Raw genomic sequence first — 15,705 nt, 5'->3', positions numbered from 1 at the left:
GCAATACTCTTAAGGAAGTAACCATGAAAAAATCCCTGATTGCTCTGGCAGTTCTTGGCTCCGTGGCCGGTGTGGCTCAAGCCCAATCCAGCGTCACGCTGTACGGCTTGATCGACGCGTCCGTGTCGTCCTCCAGCCAGACCATTGGCGGCGTCAAGCAAAAGTCGGTGACCCGTCTGGACTCCGGCAACCTGAACACCAGCCGTTGGGGCCTGACCGGTTCCGAAGACCTGGGTGGCGGTCTGAAGGCCATCTTCCGTCTGGAACAAGGCTTTGACGCAAGCAATGGCACCGCAGGTGCTGGCACGGCTTTCGCCCGTCAATCGTACGTGGGTCTGTCCGGCGGTTTCGGTACGGTCACCGTGGGTAACGTGTGGACCGCGATGGACGACGTGCTCGGCGCCACCAACAGCGGTTTCGATTCGCGCTTCTCTTCCAGCAACAATGTGTCGGCTGTGAAGGCTCTGTACGCATCCAACCCGGGCAACACCCTCAAGTACGTGTCGCCCAGCTTCGGTGGCTTCAGCTTTGCCGGCACTTACTCGCTGGACGAAGTCGCAGCTGTCAAGACCGACATCGCCGATTTCTCCGCAAGCTACAACGGTGGCCCGCTCTTGGTGAACTTTGCTTACCAAGTGCAAAACGATTTCGCTGCTCCCAATGATCTGAAGATCACCCACCTCGGCGGTGCGTACGATTTCGGTGCTGTGAAGCTGCTGGCCAGCGTGGGCCAAGTCAAACTGAGTACCGGCAAGGCGACCGACGCGCAGGTTGGCGTGGACGTGCCGCTGTCGTCGGCCGTGACCCTGTCGGGCGGCGTGTCGCGTTCCAAGGACAATGCGGCCGCTGGCAACGCCAAGCGCACCGGCGCTGGTGTTGCTGTGACCTATGCACTGTCCAAGCGCACCACCACGTACGCTGGCCTGAACGCAAGCAGCGAAAAGAACGCCGCTGGTGTGAAGACCGAGAAGGATCGTATCTTCGCCGTGGGCATGCAACACACCTTCTAAATCCTGAGCTGATGTTGATCAGCTGAAGATAAGAAGTCAAAAACCCACCGTGGCAACACGGTGGGTTTTTTTTATGGCTGGACTCGAGCGGACTTGTTCGCCGAGTGACCAGCTTTCGTTGCCTACTTTGAGGAGGGCGCCTTCGCTTTCTTGTCCGCAGCGCCCTTTTCCACGGCAGATTTGTCCGAAGGCTTGTATACCGCGCCGTTGACGGTCAGGCCTTCTGCGGACAGTTTGGCCGCGCGTTTGTCACCGATGCCCGATACCCTTTGCATGACGTCGCCCCAGTCTTTGAAGGACGAAGCTTTGCGGGCTTCCAGGATTTTGGTGGATGTGCCGGGTCCGATGCCCTTGACACTGTCGAGGTCGGCTTCGGTCGCTGTGTTGATGTCCACTGCCGCGATACTTGCGGTCGCCAGTAGCGACAGCAGCACAGTGCTCAAGATTCTTTTGATCATCGATTCCCCCGTTCTGAATGGTTGATTGACGGTGTGACCTGGCGGTGAGAAGCGCGGACGGCACCGTTGAAGCTGAATGGCTTCGGCTGTAAATATAGTTCTAAAGATTAAAAAATTAATCTTTAAATTGATTCAAAAGTATCTATTTAATGTTTTTTACGCTTTCTGCTGGCCTCGCTCCTATTTCCCCCTCCCGCCCGAACGAACGTGCGAATGCCTCAGAACCCTGGCGATCCACAGTGGCCGGTCTGGCCTTGCTGGCGACGCTGATGCTGGGGGGATGTGCCGGGCCGCTTGCGATAGAGGAGGAGTGGGCCGCAGATGGTGATACGCCCATCGAATCCGGCTCCACATCTCGGGCCGCGAGCCCTGCGCTGGAGAAGGCGGCAGGCCTGTTGTTGACCACACCGGAGGCGCATGCGCCGTGGGAGCCTTTTTTGCTTCCCGGCAAACGCCATGCGGCGTTCGAACCGGTGCAATCCCAGGGCCGGACCGCGTTGCGGGTGCAGGCCAACCAGTCGGTGAGCATCCTGCGTCAGCGTTTCGAGCCGCCTCTGATGTCGCCGGGGCATCTGTCGTTTTCGTGGCGCATCAATGGTCTGCCCCTGAACGCCGATCTGGCGGTGGCGGCACAGGCCGACGCTGCGGTGCGCATCGTGTTGGCGTTTGATGGTGATCGCAGCCGATGGAGCGCGCGCAACCATCGCCTGTCGGACATGAGCCGTTTGTTGACGGGCGAACCCCTGCCGTACGCCTCCCTGGTGTACGTGTGGAGTGCCAAGGACGCACCGGGCTCCGTGGTGGTGAATTCGCGCACCGACAGCATCCGCAAACTGGTGATCGACAGTGGCACCACCCACGTGGGCGTCTGGCGTGACCATGTGCGCGACGTGCGGGCGGACTTTCGCCAGGTGTTTGGCGAAGAGCCCGGGCCTTTGCTGCAGGTCGGACTGATGACGGACACCGACAACACCAACAGCCGGCTCACCGCTTGGTACGGCTCGTTGTTGCTGGAGCACGCGGTGGACTGAGGGTGCTCCCCGGGGTACCCCCTGGAGTGCGGTGAGGCGGTGGCCTGGACAGCGTGGAAGATTCCTTATCACTCACCTGAGCGTGGTGAAGGCATCCCGGTCGGACGCGGGTTACTCCTGTGCTTTGCGGGGAGCGTTTGTTGCATAGTGAGGCACCATATTTATTTCAGGTGTCAACGATGAAACAAACCTTCAAATCGACGCGTGTGGTCGTTTTGGGTGCTGCCCTTGCCGCGACAGCGATGGGACTGCAGGCCAAGACATTCAAGTGGACCAGTGCCAGTGACATCCCCACCTGGGACATTCATTCGCAGAACAATGCCCTGGGCAATGGCGTGCACGCCTCGGTGTACGAGTCTCTCGTTTACTACAACAGCAAGACCTTCAAGCCAGAGCCGGTTCTGGCAACCGCCTGGCAGCAGGTGTCCCCGACGCAGCTCAGAGTGAACCTGCGCACGGGCGTGAAATTCCACGACGGATCGACGTTCTCTGCCGACGACGCGGTGTTCTCGATCCAGCGTGCCATGACCAAAACCTCGAACTTCGGCGTCTATGCCCAGGGCATCGATCGTGTGGTCAAGGTGGACGCCAACACCATCGATATCTTCACCGTCGACCCCAACCCGGTGCTGCTCAACCAGTTGACCGAGCTGCGCATGATGAGCAAGGCGTGGGCGGAGAAAAACAATTCGACGCAGCCGAAAGACATCAAGACGCAAGACGAGAATTTCGCGCACCGCAACGCCATGGGCACCGGCCCCTTTGTGTTCAAGGAATGGCAACCGGATCAGAGGCTCGTGCTCACCAGGAACCCCAACTGGTGGGGCAAGTCCGAAGGCAACGTGACGGAAATCGTCTACACACCGGTCAAGGCGGTGGCCACGCGCATGGCGGCGCTGCTGTCGGGCGAAGTGGATTTCGTTCTCGATCCGAGTCCTCAGGATTTGCCCCGTGTTCGCTCGAACGCCGCGCTCAAGGTGATCGACGGGATCGAGAACCGCACGATCTTCTTTGGCATGGACCAGTTCCGGGACGAATTGCCGGGCAGCAACGTCAAAGGCAAAAACCCGCTGAAGGACCAGCGTGTGCGTCAGGCGCTGTACCAGGGCATTGACATCAACACCATCACCCGCGTGAGCCTGCGCGGACTGGGGCAGGCCACGGGTGCTCTGGTGGCACCCCAGGTGAACGGCTGGTCGGAAGCCGTGCACAAGCGCTATCCGTTCGACGTGGATGCGGCGAAGAAACTGCTGGCCGATGCCGGCTACCAGGACGGTTTCGAGGTGGACTTCGCGTGCCCTAACAACCGCTATATCAACGACGAAGCGATCTGCCAGGCGGTCACAGCGATGTGGGCGCGCATTGGTGTCAAGGCCAAGTTGCGAACGCTGCCGCTGGTGACCTATTTCCCCATGATCCAGCGCTACGAGGCGAGCATCTACATGCTGGGCTGGGGCGTGCCGACCTTTGACGCGTTGTACAGCTTGCAGTCGTTAACGCGCTCCGTCGGCGTGGGCGGTGACGGCAACTACAACGTGGGCCGTTACAGCAATCCGCAGATGGACGCACTGGTCGAACGGACGAAGAAAGAAACCGATCTGAAGCTGCGCACCGAGCTGCTGACGAAGGCGCTGGCGCTGCAGAACCAGGATGTGTCGCACATTCCCTTGTACAACCAGATCATTCCCTGGGCCATGAAGAAGAACATCGACGTGGTGCACCGTGCGGACAACCGCCTGGACTGGCGCCTGATCAAGGTAAACTGATTTTCGTCAATCGGTTTGGGGGTCGTGCACCGCATGGGGCGACCCTCTCTTCATTTTTCACACGATGTTTGCATTCATTCTTCGGCGACTGGCGCAGGCCGTTGTCGTCATGGTCAGCGTGGCACTGATCTCCTTCATGCTGTTCCAGTATGTGGGCGACCCGGTCGTCTTCCTGCTGGGGCAGGACGCCACGCCCGAGCAGATCCGCGAGCTGCGCGCCGACCTGGGCCTGGATCAACCCTTCATCGTGCAGTTCGGCCACTTCCTGGTCAACGCGGCGTAGGGCGAGTTCGGCCTGTCGTTGCGGCAGGGTGCCAAGGTGTCGCGCCTGATTGGCGAGCGCCTGCCGGCCACCATCGAGCTGGCCCTGGTTGCCGCCGTGCTGGCGTTGGCAGTCGGCATCCCGATGGGCGTGTACGCGGCGCTCAAGCGCGGCAGCTTCATGAGCCAGGTGTTCATGACGGTCTCGCTGCTGGGCGTGTCGCTGCCCACGTTCCTGATCGGCATCCTGCTGATCCTCGTGTTTGCCGTCACGCTGGGCTGGTTCCCGAGCTTCGGCCGCGGTGAGGTGACGCAGATCGGCTGGTGGTCCACCGGCCTGCTCAGCGCCAAGGGCTGGCACCACATCACCCTGCCGGCGATCACGCTGGCGATCTTCCAGCTCACGCTCATCATGCGGCTGGTGCGCGCCGAAATGCTCGAGGTGCTGCGCACCGACTACATCAAGTTCGCCCGCGCCCGCGGCCTGAGCGACCGCGCCGTGCACTTTGGCCACGCGCTGAAGAACACCCTGGTGCCGGTGATGACCATCACCGGCCTGCAGCTCGGTGGCCTGATTGCCTTTGCCATCATCACCGAGACCGTGTTCCAGTGGCCCGGCATGGGCCTGCTGTTCATCCAGGCCGTGACCTTTGCCGACATCCCGGTGATGGCGGCCTACCTGTGCCTGATCGCGCTGATCTTCGTGGTGATCAACCTGGTGGTTGATCTGCTGTACTTCGCGGTTGATCCGCGCCTTCGCGTGGAAAAGGCGGGAGGCCACTGAGATGAGTTCTTCTGCGTCGCGCATCCGGGCCCATGGCCGCGCCTTCGCGCACATCGCGGCCTTCCACCCCGAGCTAACGGCCTTGCGCCGCGACCTGCACGCCCACCCGGAGATCGGCTTCGAAGAGCACTACACCGCGCAGCGCGTGGTCGAGTCGCTGAAGGTGTGTGGTGTGGACGAGATCCACACCGGCATCGGCAAGACCGGTGTGGTGGCCGTGATCCGCGGCCGCCGCCAGGACAGCGGCCGTTTGATCGGCCTGCGCGCCGACATGGACGCGCTGCCCATGACCGAGCACAACGACTTTGCCTGGCGCTCTGCACGGCCCGGCATGATGCACGGCTGCGGCCACGACGGCCATACCGCCATGCTGGTGGGCGCGGCGCGTTACCTCGCCGAGACGCGCCACTTCAACGGCACGGCGGTGCTGATCTTCCAGCCCGGCGAAGAAGGTTTTGCCGGTGCCAAGGCCATGATCGAAGACGGCCTGTTCGATCGATTTCCGGTGGACTCGGTCTACGCCATGCACAACTGGCCGCAGATGCGCCCCGGTATGGTGGGCGTGAACCCGGGCCCCATGATGGCCTCGGCCGACCGCATCACCATCGAGATCACCGGCAAGGGCGGCCACGGCGCGCACCCCTACCAGACGATTGACCCGGTGCTGGTTTCTGCCCACATCATCACGGCGCTGCAAAGCATCGTCTCGCGCAATGTGCGCGCCATCGACAGCGCGGTCATCAGCGTGTGCGCCATGCAGGCCGGCGACATGGGCGCCTTCAGTGTGATGCCGGGCAAGGCCACCCTGGTCGGCACCGTGCGCACCTTCAACGCCGAAGTGCAGGCCATGGTGGAGAAACGCATCCAGGAGGTCTGCCTGGGTGTGGCGTTGGGCCTGGGGGCCACCGCCCACGTGAACTACGAACGTATCTACCCGGCCACCATCAACACGCGCGACGAAGCGCGCTTCGCGGCCGACGTGGCGCAGAAGCTGGTGGGCCACGAACACGTGGACCGCGATATGGACCCGAGCATGGGGGCCGAGGATTTTTCATTCATGTTGCAGGTCAAACCCGGCGCCTACCTGCGCCTGGGGCAGGGCGCCGAGAACGGCGTGGGCAGTTGCTTTCTGCACAACAGCCGCTACGACTTCAACGACGAGGTGCTGCCGCTCGGTGCGGCCCTGCACGCGGGCCTGGTGGAGCACGGCCTGCCCTTGGCAGACGAAGCCCAACCGGTCGCAAGAACCCATTCCGCCAACACAACAAACGCAACAAGGAGCGAAGCATGAACTTCAGGAAAACACTGGCAGCCGCACTGGCCACGACCGCGATGGCTGCCATGGGGGTGGCGTCGGCCCAGACGATCCGCATCGGCAACCAGGGTGATGCCCTGTCGATGGACCCGCATTCGCTCAACGAATCGCTGCAGCTCAGCGTGACCAACAACGTCTATGAGCCGCTGGTGGCGCGCGACCGCAACCTGAACCTCGTGCCTGGCCTGGCCACCAGCTGGAAACAGACCTCGCCCAGCGTGTGGCGCTTCGAGCTGCGCAAGGGCGTCAAATTCCACGACGGTGCGCCCTTCACCGCCGACGACGTGCTGTTCACCTTTGCCCGCGCCTCGGGCGAGGGCTCGGACATGATGAGCTACACCAACGACGTGAAGGAAGTGCGCAAGGTCAACGACTTCACGGTCGACATCGAAACCAAGGGCCCGTTTCCCATCCTGCCCGACGTGCTCTCGCTGCTGTTCATCATGAACAAGAAGTGGGCCGAGGACAACCAGGCGCTGCGGCCGGTGGACCGCCGCAAGGGCATCGAAAACGCGGCCTCGTTCCGCGCCAACGGCACCGGCCCGTTCCGCCTGCGCGAGCGCCAGCCCAACATCAAGACCAGCTTCGTGCGCAACGGCAACTACTGGGGCAAGATCGAAGGCAACGTGGTCAACGTGGAGTACACGCCGATCGGCAACGATTCCACGCGCGTGGCCGCGCTGCTCTCGGGCCAGGTGGACGTGATCGAACCGGTGCCGCTGCAGGACGTGGCGCGCATCAACGCCAGCGGCAAGAGCAAGGTGATGCAGGGCCCCGAGCTGCGCACCATCTTCCTGGGCATGGACCAGAAGCGCGACGAACTGCTGTACTCGAACGTGAAGGGCAAGAACCCGTTCAAGGACAAGCGCGTGCGCCAGGCGTTCTACCAGGCCATCGACATCAACGGCATCCAGCGCACCGTGATGCGCGGCGCCTCGCGGCCGACGGGGCTGATGGTCGGCCCCGGCATCAACGGTTTTGACGCTGCACTCGACAAGCGCCTGCCCTACGACCCGGACGGCGCCAAGAAGCTGCTGGCCGAGGCGGGGTATCCGAATGGCTTCGAAGTGGCGATGAACTGCCCCAACGACCGCTACGTGAACGACGGCAACATCTGCCAGGCGGTGGCCGCCAACCTGGCCCGCATCGGCGTGAAGATCAACCTGCAGGCCGAAACCAAGGGCACCTACTTCCCCAAGATCCTGCGTCGCGACACCAGCCTCTACATGCTGGGCTGGACGCCGGGCACCTACGACTCGCACAACGCCTTGAACGCCCTGATGCGCTGCGTCGATGACAAAGGCAGTGGCCAGTTCAACCTGGGTGCCTACTGCAACCCGAAGGTCGACGAGCTGACCCTGAAGGTCCAGTCCGAGACCGACAAGGCCAAGCGCGACGCGCTGATCAAGGAAGCCTTCCAGATCCACAACGACGACGTCGGCCACCTGCCGCTGCACCAGCAAGCGCTGGCCTGGGGCGTGGGCAACAACGTCGAGCTGGTGCAACTGGCCGACAACTTCATGCCCTTCCGCTACATGTCGGTGAAACCGGCGAAATAAGCCGGCACCGCACACCGCCGCGCGCCTCCGGGCCCGGCGGTGGTGGCGCATACAACCAGGTCTCCCCACGTGATCAGCCTCATCAAAAGAGGGCTCGACAGCGATGTCGGCCACAGTTTCAGAACCTCGCCCACCGCCATCGTGGCGGCGGTGATCGCGCTCATCTGCGTGTTCGGCGCGGTGTTCGCGCCCTGGGTGGCGCCGCACAACCCGTTTGACCTCGCCACGCTCGAACTCTCCAACGCCCGCCTGCCGCCGGCCTGGAGCGCCGAGGGCTCGCGCGAGTTCCTGCTCGGCACCGACGACCAGGGGCGCGACATCCTCTCGGCCCTGATGTACGGTGCGCGCATCTCGCTCGCGGTGGGCCTGGCCTCGGTGCTGCTGTCGGTGGTGATCGGTGTCAGCTTCGGCCTGCTGGCCGGCTTCCTGGGTGGCTGGGTCGACGGTGTGCTGATGCGGGTGTGCGACGTGATGCTGTCCTTCCCACCCATCCTGATCGCGCTGCTGATCGCCGGCGTGGGCCGCGCCCTGTTCCCCAACGCGCACGAGGCGCTGGCCTTCGGCGTGCTCATCATCTCCATCACGCTCACCGGCTGGGTGCAGTACGCGCGCACCGTGCGCGGCTCCACCCTGGTGGAGCGCAACAAGGAATACGTGCAGGCCGCGCGCGTCACCGGCGTGGCGCCGCTGCGCATCATGCGCAGCCACGTGCTGCCCAACGTCATGGGCCCGGTGATGGTGCTGGCCACGATCCAGGTGGCCACGGCCATCATCACCGAGGCCACGCTGTCCTTCCTGGGCGTGGGCGCACCGCCCACCTCGCCCTCGCTGGGCACGCTGATCCGCGTCGGCAACGACTACCTGTTCTCCGGCGAATGGTGGATCACCATCTTCCCGGGCGCCATGCTGGTGCTGATCGCCCTCAGCGTGAACCTGCTCGGCGACTGGCTGCGCGACGCGCTCAACCCCCGCTTGCGCTGAGACACCCGATGAGCCTGCTTCAAGTCAAAAACCTGGTCGTCGAATTCCCTGGCCGCCGCGGCACGCTGCGTGCGCTGGACGACATCTCTTTCGACATCGCCCCCGGTGAAATCCTGGGCGTGGTGGGCGAGTCCGGCGCGGGCAAGTCGCTCACCGGCGCGTCCATCATCGGCCTGCTCGAGCCGCCGGGCCGCGTGGCCTCGGGCGAGATCCTGCTGCACGGCAAACGCATCGACAACCTGCCCAACGAGCAGATGCGCAAGGTGCGCGGGCGCCAGATCGGTGCCATCTTCCAGGACCCGCTGACCTCGCTCAACCCGTTGTACTCGGTGGGCCGCCAGCTGATCGAGACCATCACCACCCACCTGCCGGTCAGCCATGCGGAGGCGCGCAAGCGCGCCATCGATCTGCTGAAAGACACCGGCATCCCGGCGGCCGAGCAGCGCATCGACCACTTTCCGCACCAGTTCTCCGGCGGCATGCGCCAGCGCGTGGTGATCGCGCTCGCGCTGGCGGCAGAGCCGCAGCTCATCGTGGCCGACGAACCGACCACCGCGCTCGACGTGTCGATCCAGGCGCAGATCATCACCCTGCTCAAGAGCATCTGCAAGCAGCGTGGCGCGGCGGTGATGCTGATCACCCATGACATGGGCGTGATCGCCGAAACCTGCGACCGCGTGGCCGTGATGTACGCCGGGCGCATCGCCGAGATCGGCCCGGTGCACGAAGTCATCAACCACCCGGCGCATCCCTACACCGCGGGCCTCATGGCCTGCATCCCCGACATGAGCCAGGAGCGCGAGCGCCTGCACCAGATCGACGGCGCCATGCCGCGGCTCAACGCCATCCCGAAGGGCTGCGCCTACAACCCGCGCTGCGAGAAGGTGTTCGACCGCTGCCACGTGGAGCGGCCCGAACTGCTGCCGGCCGGCGCCACACGCGCGGCCTGCTGGCTGCACGCCCAGTCAGGAGTGCCGGCATGAGCGCAGACATGATGGACCCCGCCGTGACTGCCGCTTCCGCCGCCGGGAGCGACGCCGCACCGCTGGTGCGCGCAACCGATCTCGCCAAGACCTTCGACGTCTCCGCCCCCTGGCTCAACCGCGTGCTCGAACGCCAGCCGCGCCAGCTGCTGCGCGCCGTCGATGGCGTGTCCTTCGACATCCCGCGCGGCCAGACGCTGGCCCTGGTGGGCGAGTCGGGTTGTGGCAAGAGCACGGTGGCACGCCTGCTGGTGGGCCTCTACGAACCCACACGCGGCGGCTTTGAGTTCGACGGGCAGGACGCGCACGCCGCCTTCAAGACCCCTGAAGGCCGCCAGCTGCGCCGGCGCATCCAGATGATCTTCCAGGACCCGTACGCCAGCCTGAACCCGCGCTGGCGTGTGGAAGACATCATTGCCGAGCCGCTGCGCGAGCACGGCATCGAAAGCCAGCCGGCCGCCTTGCGCGCGCGGGTCGACGAGCTGCTGCAGTCGGTCGGCCTGTCGCCGCTGGACCGCGTGAAGTACCCGCACCAGTTCTCGGGCGGCCAGCGCCAGCGCATCTCGATCGCGCGCGCCCTGGCCACGCAGCCCGAGTTCCTGGTGTGCGACGAACCCACCTCGGCGCTGGATGTAAGCGTGCAGGCCCAGGTGCTCAACATCATGAAAGACCTGCAGCGCGAGCGCGGTCTGACTTACCTCTTCATCAGCCACAACCTGGCCGTGGTGCGCCACGTGAGCGACCAGGTCGGCGTGATGTACCTCGGCCGCCTGGTCGAACTCGCACCCAAACACACGCTGTTCGACCAGCCGCGCCACCCCTACACGCGCATGCTGCTCGACGCGATCCCGAAGATGCACGACACCGGCCGCGCGCGCACGCCGGTGTCGGGCGAAGTGCCCAACCCGCTCAACCCCCCGAGCGGCTGCGCCTTCAACCCGCGTTGCCCGCATGCCAACGAACGCTGCCGCAGCGAGCGCCCGCAGCTGCTGCAGCTGGGTGGCATCCGCATTGCGTGCCATGCGGTGGAAGAGGGCAGGATCTAGGGGGCGTGACCTGTGCGCAACGCGCACGGTCACGTATACCGCTTGCTCCGCAAGTTGTTCTTCATCTCCTTGAGCAGCGGCTGCAGCTTGGTGCCGCCGATGCGCAGTGCCAGGCAGGTGGCCACCACGTCGATCACCATCAGGTGCATCAGGCGCGAGGTCATGGGGCTGTAGCGGTCGTAGCCCTCGGGGTGGTCGGCCGAGAGGTGGATGTGGCCGAGTTGCGCCAGCGGTGAGCCGCTGGTGGTGATGACAATCACGGTCGCGCCGTGCTTGCGGGCGATGTCGGCCGCGTCCATCAGGTCGCGTGTGCGGCCCGAGTTGGAGATGATCACCAGGCAGTCGCCCGGGCCCAGCAGCGAGGCGCTCATCACCTGCATGTGGCCGTCGCTGTAGGCGATGGCGTTGATGCCCAGGCGGAAGAACTTGTGTTGCGCGTCCTGCGCCACGATGCCCGAGTTGCCGGCACCGTAGAACTCGATGCGGCCGCGGTTCTGGTAAGTCGCCACCAGCGCGTCCACCGCCTTTTCGATCGCGTGGCTGGAGGCGTCGTTGCGGTACTTGAGGAACGCCGCCACCGTGTTGTCGATCACCTTCACCAGCACGTCGCCAGTCTTGTCGTCCACGTCCACGCTGCGGTGGATGAAGGGCACACCCTCGCTCACCGTGCCGGCGAGCTTGAGCTTGAAATCCGACAGGCCGTCGTAACCCATGCTGCGGCAGAAACGCACCACGGTCGGCTTGCTCACGTGAGCACGTTCGGCGAGTTCGGTCACCGGCAGGCTGGCGAAGGTGCGCGGGTCCAGCAGAACGAGCTTGGCCACCCGTTGTTCGGCGGGGGCCAGTGAAGGCAGGGAGGCTTTGATCCGGTCGAGCATGCTGGGTACCAGGTTACATCGGCGTGACGAAGAATGAAATTTTATTACACGATCTGTCGGATAATCCGGGCATGAACCAACTCGATGCCCTCAAACAGTTCACCACCGTCGTGGCCGACACGGGTGATTTCAAGCAGCTCGCAGCCTACGCCCCGCAGGACGCGACCACCAACCCCTCGCTGATCCTCAAGGCGGTGCAGAAGCCCGAGTACGCGCACCTGTTGAAAGACGCGGTCGCCCGCTACGGCGCGCAAGGGCTGGACGAGGTGACCAACCGGCTGCTGGTGCGTTTCGGTTGCGAGATCCTGGGGCTGATTCCTGGCCGGGTATCGACCGAGGTCGATGCGCGCCTGAGCTTCGACACCGAAGCCACCGTCACCCGCGCGCGCCGCATCGTCGAGCTCTACCAGGGCGAAGGCGTGCACATCGACCGCGTGCTGATCAAGATCGCCTCCACCTGGGAGGGCATCCAGGCCGCGGCGCGCCTGGAGCGCGAGGGCATCCACACCAACCTCACCTTGTTGTTCTCTTTCGCCCAGGCGGTCGCCTGCGGCCAGGCCAAGGTGCAGCTGATCTCGCCCTTCGTGGGCCGCATCTACGACTGGTACAAGAAGAACGCCGGTGCGAACTGGGACGAAGCCGCCATGGCCGGCGCGAACGACCCCGGCGTGCGTTCGGTGCGCCGCATCTACGAGTTCTACAAGAAGCACGGCATCCACACCGAAGTGATGGGCGCGAGCTTCCGCAACGTGGGCCAGATCACGGCGCTGGCTGGTTGTGACCTGCTGACCATCAGCCCCGAGCTGCTGGCCCAGCTGGCGGCCAGCGACGCGCCGCTGAACCGCGCGCTGGATGTTGCCGCAGCGCAGTCGCTGGACATTCCGTTCGAGACCCACGACGAAGCCAGCTTCCGCTTCGCGCTCAACGAAGACGCGATGGCGACCGACAAGCTGTCCGAAGGCATCCGCGCCTTTGTGGCCGACACCATCAAGCTCGAAGCGCTGACCCAGGCCGCCTGAGCCTGTCGCGGCCGGGTGGCATCCCGGGCCTTACAGCGTCAGCAGCATGCAGTACACGTCGGTCTCGCTCACGCGCAGCCGCTGGCTGACCCGAAAACCCAGCTTCTCGTAGCGCGGCACGTTGGCGGCGTTTTCGGTGTCCAGCGCAATGGCCTGCATGTTCCCGCTCAGGCGTGCCGCATCGATCAGGCCGTGCATCAACCGGGTGCCGATGCCCTGGCCCTGGCGCTCGGGCAGCGTGCCGACCATCGTCAGGTAGTGGTGGTGCGAGGTGGGTGCCGCATGGCGCGTGCGGCGAATGTAGGCATTGAGCAGGCGCATGCTGCGCCAGGGCAGGCGGGGCAGCAGGCGCAGCGCCCGCCACGCCAGGCTCAGCACCGGCCCGCGGCGCGCCGAGTCTTCCAGCACACAGGCCGCCAGCAGCGAGCCATGAGCGTCAAAGATGCCGAGCAGGCAGTGGCCGGCGATGCGGCTGCGGTCGAACAGGTAGGCAAAAAACACCGCGCGCCAGTGCGCGGCCATCGGCTGGCGGTGGTCTTCGCCAAAAAGGTCCAGGAACAGTGGGTCCTGTGCGAAGGCGGCGCTCATCACGCGGACGAAGGCCCTGCGGTCTGCCTCTTGCAGGGTGCGTGTCGTCAACATCCGCGGCACGCCTGGTGCAATCGGTGCGATGACCTCATGCGGTGCAAGTGAGCGGTTGGCGGTTTGCATGATCAGGACGTTGGGGATCGGGACGTGTCTGCATGCCAGATCGATGCGAGCCAGGGAAGTTCTGCTGGCCTGGTTCACATCTTTGGACTGCGGACTTCGCAGGGTACACGCGAGGCAGCCACGCCACGCGCCTGCGGAGCCGGAGGACGTAAAAAAACCCTGCCGGTTGCCCGGCAGGGTTTTGGGGTCGGGATGAGGACCGCAGTCCTCAGGCCTGAACGCCGGGCAATTACATGCCCATGCCACCCATGCCACCCATGTCACCCATGCCGCCACCCGGCATGGCAGGTGCGTCGTCCTTCGGGGACTCGGCAACCATGGCTTCGGTCGTCAGCATCAGGCTGGAGACCGATGCGGCGTTTTGCAGCGCGGTGCGGGTCACCTTCGTCGGGTCCAGGATACCCATTTCGATCATGTCGCCGTAGGTGTCGTTGGCAGCGTTGAAGCCGTAGTTGCCCTTGCCGGCCAGGATGGCGTTGACCACCACCGACGGCTCGCCACCGGCGTTGGCCACGATTTCGCGCAGGGGCGCTTCGATGGCCTTGAGCACCAGCTTGATACCGGCGTCCTGGTCGGCGTTGTCGCCCTTGATGTCACCAGCGGCTTGGCGTGCGCGCAGCAGGGCCACGCCACCACCGGCCACGATGCCTTCTTCCACCGCAGCGCGCGTGGCGTGCAGGGCGTCTTCCACGCGGGCCTTCTTTTCCTTCATTTCGACTTCGGTGGCAGCGCCCACCTTGATCACGGCCACGCCGCCGGCCAGCTTGGCCACGCGCTCTTGCAGCTTTTCGCGGTCGTAGTCGCTGGTGGCTTCTTCGATCTGCACGCGCACTTGCTTCACGCGGGCTTCGATGTCAGCAGCAGCGCCGGCGCCGTCGATGATGGTGGTGTTTTCCTTGCCGATTTCCACGCGCTTGGCCTGGCCCAGGTCGGCCAGGGTCACCTTCTCGAGCGTCAGGCCGACTTCTTCAGCGATGACCTTGCCGCCCGTCAGGATGGCGATGTCTTCCAGCATGGCCTTGCGGCGGTCGCCGAAGCCAGGTGCCTTCACGGCCACGACCTTCAGGATGCCGCGGATGGTGTTGACCACCAGCGTCGCCAGGGCTTCGCCCTCGACGTCTTCGGCAATGATCAGCAGCGGACGGCCGGCCTTGGCGACTTGCTCCAGCGTGGGCAGCAGGTCACGGATGTTGGAAACCTTCTTGTCGTACAGCAGCACGAAGGGGTTGTCCAGCAGCGCCGATTGCTTTTCCGGGTTGTTGATGAAGTAGGGCGACAGGTAACCGCGGTCAAACTGCATGCCTTCGACGACGTCGAGCTCGTTCTGCAGCGACTTGCCGTCTTCCACGGTGATCACGCCTTCCTTGCCGACCTTGTCCATCGCGTTGGCGATGATTTCGCCGATGGAGGTGTCGCTGTTGGCGGAGATGGAACCGACTTGAGCGATTTCCTTGCTGGTGGTGGTGGCCTTGGAGGCCTTCTTCAGCTCGGCGATCAGGGCTTCCACGGCACGGTCGATACCGCGCTTGAGGTCCATCGGGTTCATGCCGGCGGCCACGTACTTCATGCCTTCGCGCACGATGGCCTGTGCCAGCACGGTGGCGGTGGTGGTGCCGTCACCGGCGTTGTCCGAGGTCTTGGAAGCGACTTCCTTGACCATCTGGGCGCCCATGTTCTGGAGCTTGTCCTTGAGTTCGATTTCCTTGGCCACGGACACACCGTCCTTGGTCACGGTAGGGGCGCCGAACGAGCGCTCGAGCACCACGTTGCGACCCTTGGGGCCCAGGGTGACCTTGACCGCGTTGGCCAGGATGTTCACGCCTTCGACCATGCGTGCGCGGGCTTCACCGCCGAAAATGACGTCTTTTGCTGCCATGTTGTTTCTCCGGAAAATTCAGGTGGA

13 protein-coding genes and 1 pseudogene are annotated in these 15,705 nt (G+C 64.3%); 10 read left to right on the top strand and 4 right to left on the bottom strand.

What is annotated here, in order from left to right:
• The first annotated feature begins 23 nt into the window (after positions 1-23).
• Positions 24-1,010 (top strand): porin, encoded by a 987-nt coding sequence (locus HPA01S_RS07705; protein ID WP_084360529.1) that lies wholly within the window; start codon positions 24-26, stop codon positions 1,008-1,010.
• 122 nt (positions 1,011-1,132) lie between these two features.
• On the opposite strand, the gene HPA01S_RS07700 is transcribed toward HPA01S_RS07705, so the two are convergent.
• On the bottom strand, positions 1,133-1,444 hold the full coding sequence (locus HPA01S_RS07700; protein WP_306307116.1) for a ComEA family DNA-binding protein: 312 nt from the start codon (positions 1,442-1,444) through the stop codon (positions 1,133-1,135).
• A gap of 278 nt (positions 1,445-1,722) precedes the next feature.
• Between HPA01S_RS07700 and HPA01S_RS07695 the strand changes: the two genes are divergently transcribed.
• The 8 genes and pseudogenes from HPA01S_RS07695 (at position 1,723) to HPA01S_RS07660 (ending at position 11,194) form a co-directional block, all read left to right on the top strand.
• Positions 1,723-2,499, top strand: coding sequence for a DUF3047 domain-containing protein (locus HPA01S_RS07695; RefSeq protein ID WP_169801511.1), 777 nt, complete (start codon positions 1,723-1,725; stop codon positions 2,497-2,499).
• Positions 2,500-2,678: 179 nt separating this feature from the next.
• Positions 2,679-4,265 carry an ABC transporter substrate-binding protein gene (locus HPA01S_RS07690; protein ID WP_066268477.1) on the top strand — a complete coding sequence of 529 codons (1,587 nt, stop codon included), beginning with the start codon at positions 2,679-2,681 and terminating at the stop codon, positions 4,263-4,265.
• Between the two features lie 64 nt (positions 4,266-4,329).
• Positions 4,330-5,310 (top strand): annotated as a pseudogene (locus HPA01S_RS07685) (ABC transporter permease).
• Between the two features lies 1 nt (position 5,311).
• Complete coding sequence (locus tag HPA01S_RS07680; protein WP_066268475.1) at positions 5,312-6,601, top strand: M20 aminoacylase family protein; 1,290 nt, start codon at positions 5,312-5,314, stop codon at positions 6,599-6,601.
• Positions 6,598-8,184 carry an ABC transporter substrate-binding protein gene (locus HPA01S_RS07675; protein WP_066268471.1) on the top strand — a complete coding sequence of 529 codons (1,587 nt, stop codon included), beginning with the start codon at positions 6,598-6,600 and terminating at the stop codon, positions 8,182-8,184. Before HPA01S_RS07680 ends, HPA01S_RS07675 begins: the two co-directional genes overlap by 4 nt.
• 69 nt (positions 8,185-8,253) lie before the next feature.
• Positions 8,254-9,165 (top strand): ABC transporter permease, encoded by a 912-nt coding sequence (locus tag HPA01S_RS07670; protein ID WP_066268470.1) that lies wholly within the window; start codon positions 8,254-8,256, stop codon positions 9,163-9,165.
• Positions 9,166-9,173: 8 nt separating this feature from the next.
• Positions 9,174-10,148 carry an ABC transporter ATP-binding protein gene (locus HPA01S_RS07665; protein WP_066268469.1) on the top strand — a complete coding sequence of 325 codons (975 nt, stop codon included), beginning with the start codon at positions 9,174-9,176 and terminating at the stop codon, positions 10,146-10,148.
• Positions 10,145-11,194, top strand: a complete 1,050-nt coding sequence (locus HPA01S_RS07660) for an ABC transporter ATP-binding protein (RefSeq protein ID WP_066268468.1) — start codon at positions 10,145-10,147, stop codon at positions 11,192-11,194. Before HPA01S_RS07665 ends, HPA01S_RS07660 begins: the two co-directional genes overlap by 4 nt.
• A 29-nt stretch (positions 11,195-11,223) precedes the next feature.
• Here the strand turns inward: HPA01S_RS07660 and HPA01S_RS07655 are convergent, their stop codons facing one another.
• A complete protein-coding gene (locus HPA01S_RS07655) occupies positions 11,224-12,072 on the bottom strand; it encodes a MurR/RpiR family transcriptional regulator (protein ID WP_066268466.1) in 849 nt (282 codons plus the stop codon).
• Positions 12,073-12,143: 71 nt separating this feature from the next.
• Between HPA01S_RS07655 and tal the strand changes: the two genes are divergently transcribed.
• A complete protein-coding gene (tal, locus tag HPA01S_RS07650; RefSeq protein ID WP_066268464.1) occupies positions 12,144-13,091 on the top strand; it encodes a transaldolase in 948 nt (315 codons plus the stop codon).
• A 30-nt stretch (positions 13,092-13,121) separates the two neighbouring features.
• On the opposite strand, the gene HPA01S_RS07645 is transcribed toward tal, so the two are convergent.
• Together HPA01S_RS07645 and groL are read right to left on the bottom strand one after the other, a co-directional pair.
• Complete coding sequence (locus HPA01S_RS07645; protein WP_066268462.1) at positions 13,122-13,802, bottom strand: GNAT family N-acetyltransferase; 681 nt, start codon at positions 13,800-13,802, stop codon at positions 13,122-13,124.
• Between the two features lie 229 nt (positions 13,803-14,031).
• Positions 14,032-15,678: a chaperonin GroEL gene (gene groL, locus HPA01S_RS07640; RefSeq protein WP_066268461.1), complete on the bottom strand. Its 1,647-nt coding sequence runs from the start codon at positions 15,676-15,678 to the stop codon at positions 14,032-14,034.
• Between the last annotated feature and the right edge of the window lie 27 nt (positions 15,679-15,705).

The organism is Hydrogenophaga palleronii NBRC 102513 (assembly GCF_001571225.1).
In the GTDB taxonomy this organism is placed as follows: domain Bacteria; phylum Pseudomonadota; class Gammaproteobacteria; order Burkholderiales; family Burkholderiaceae_C; genus Hydrogenophaga; species Hydrogenophaga palleronii.
This window is presented reverse-complemented; position numbering and strand designations above follow the sequence as displayed.

Excerpts from the sequence above, each read along its gene's own strand:
- HPA01S_RS07705 (WP_084360529.1), top strand. The coding sequence starts at position 24 with ATGAAAAAATCCCTGATTGCTCTGGCAGTTCTTGGCTCCGTGGCCGGT.
- HPA01S_RS07690 (WP_066268477.1), top strand. The coding sequence starts at position 2,679 with ATGAAACAAACCTTCAAATCGACGCGTGTGGTCGTTTTGGGTGCTGCC.
- HPA01S_RS07680 (WP_066268475.1), top strand. The coding sequence starts at position 5,312 with ATGAGTTCTTCTGCGTCGCGCATCCGGGCCCATGGCCGCGCCTTCGCG.
- HPA01S_RS07675 (WP_066268471.1), top strand. The coding sequence starts at position 6,598 with ATGAACTTCAGGAAAACACTGGCAGCCGCACTGGCCACGACCGCGATG.
- HPA01S_RS07665 (WP_066268469.1), top strand. The coding sequence starts at position 9,174 with ATGAGCCTGCTTCAAGTCAAAAACCTGGTCGTCGAATTCCCTGGCCGC.
- HPA01S_RS07660 (WP_066268468.1), top strand. The coding sequence starts at position 10,145 with ATGAGCGCAGACATGATGGACCCCGCCGTGACTGCCGCTTCCGCCGCC.
- HPA01S_RS07655 (WP_066268466.1), bottom strand. The coding sequence starts at position 12,072 with ATGCTCGACCGGATCAAAGCCTCCCTGCCTTCACTGGCCCCCGCCGAA.
- tal (WP_066268464.1), top strand. The coding sequence starts at position 12,144 with ATGAACCAACTCGATGCCCTCAAACAGTTCACCACCGTCGTGGCCGAC.
- HPA01S_RS07645 (WP_066268462.1), bottom strand. The coding sequence starts at position 13,802 with ATGCAAACCGCCAACCGCTCACTTGCACCGCATGAGGTCATCGCACCG.
- groL (WP_066268461.1), bottom strand. The coding sequence starts at position 15,678 with ATGGCAGCAAAAGACGTCATTTTCGGCGGTGAAGCCCGCGCACGCATG.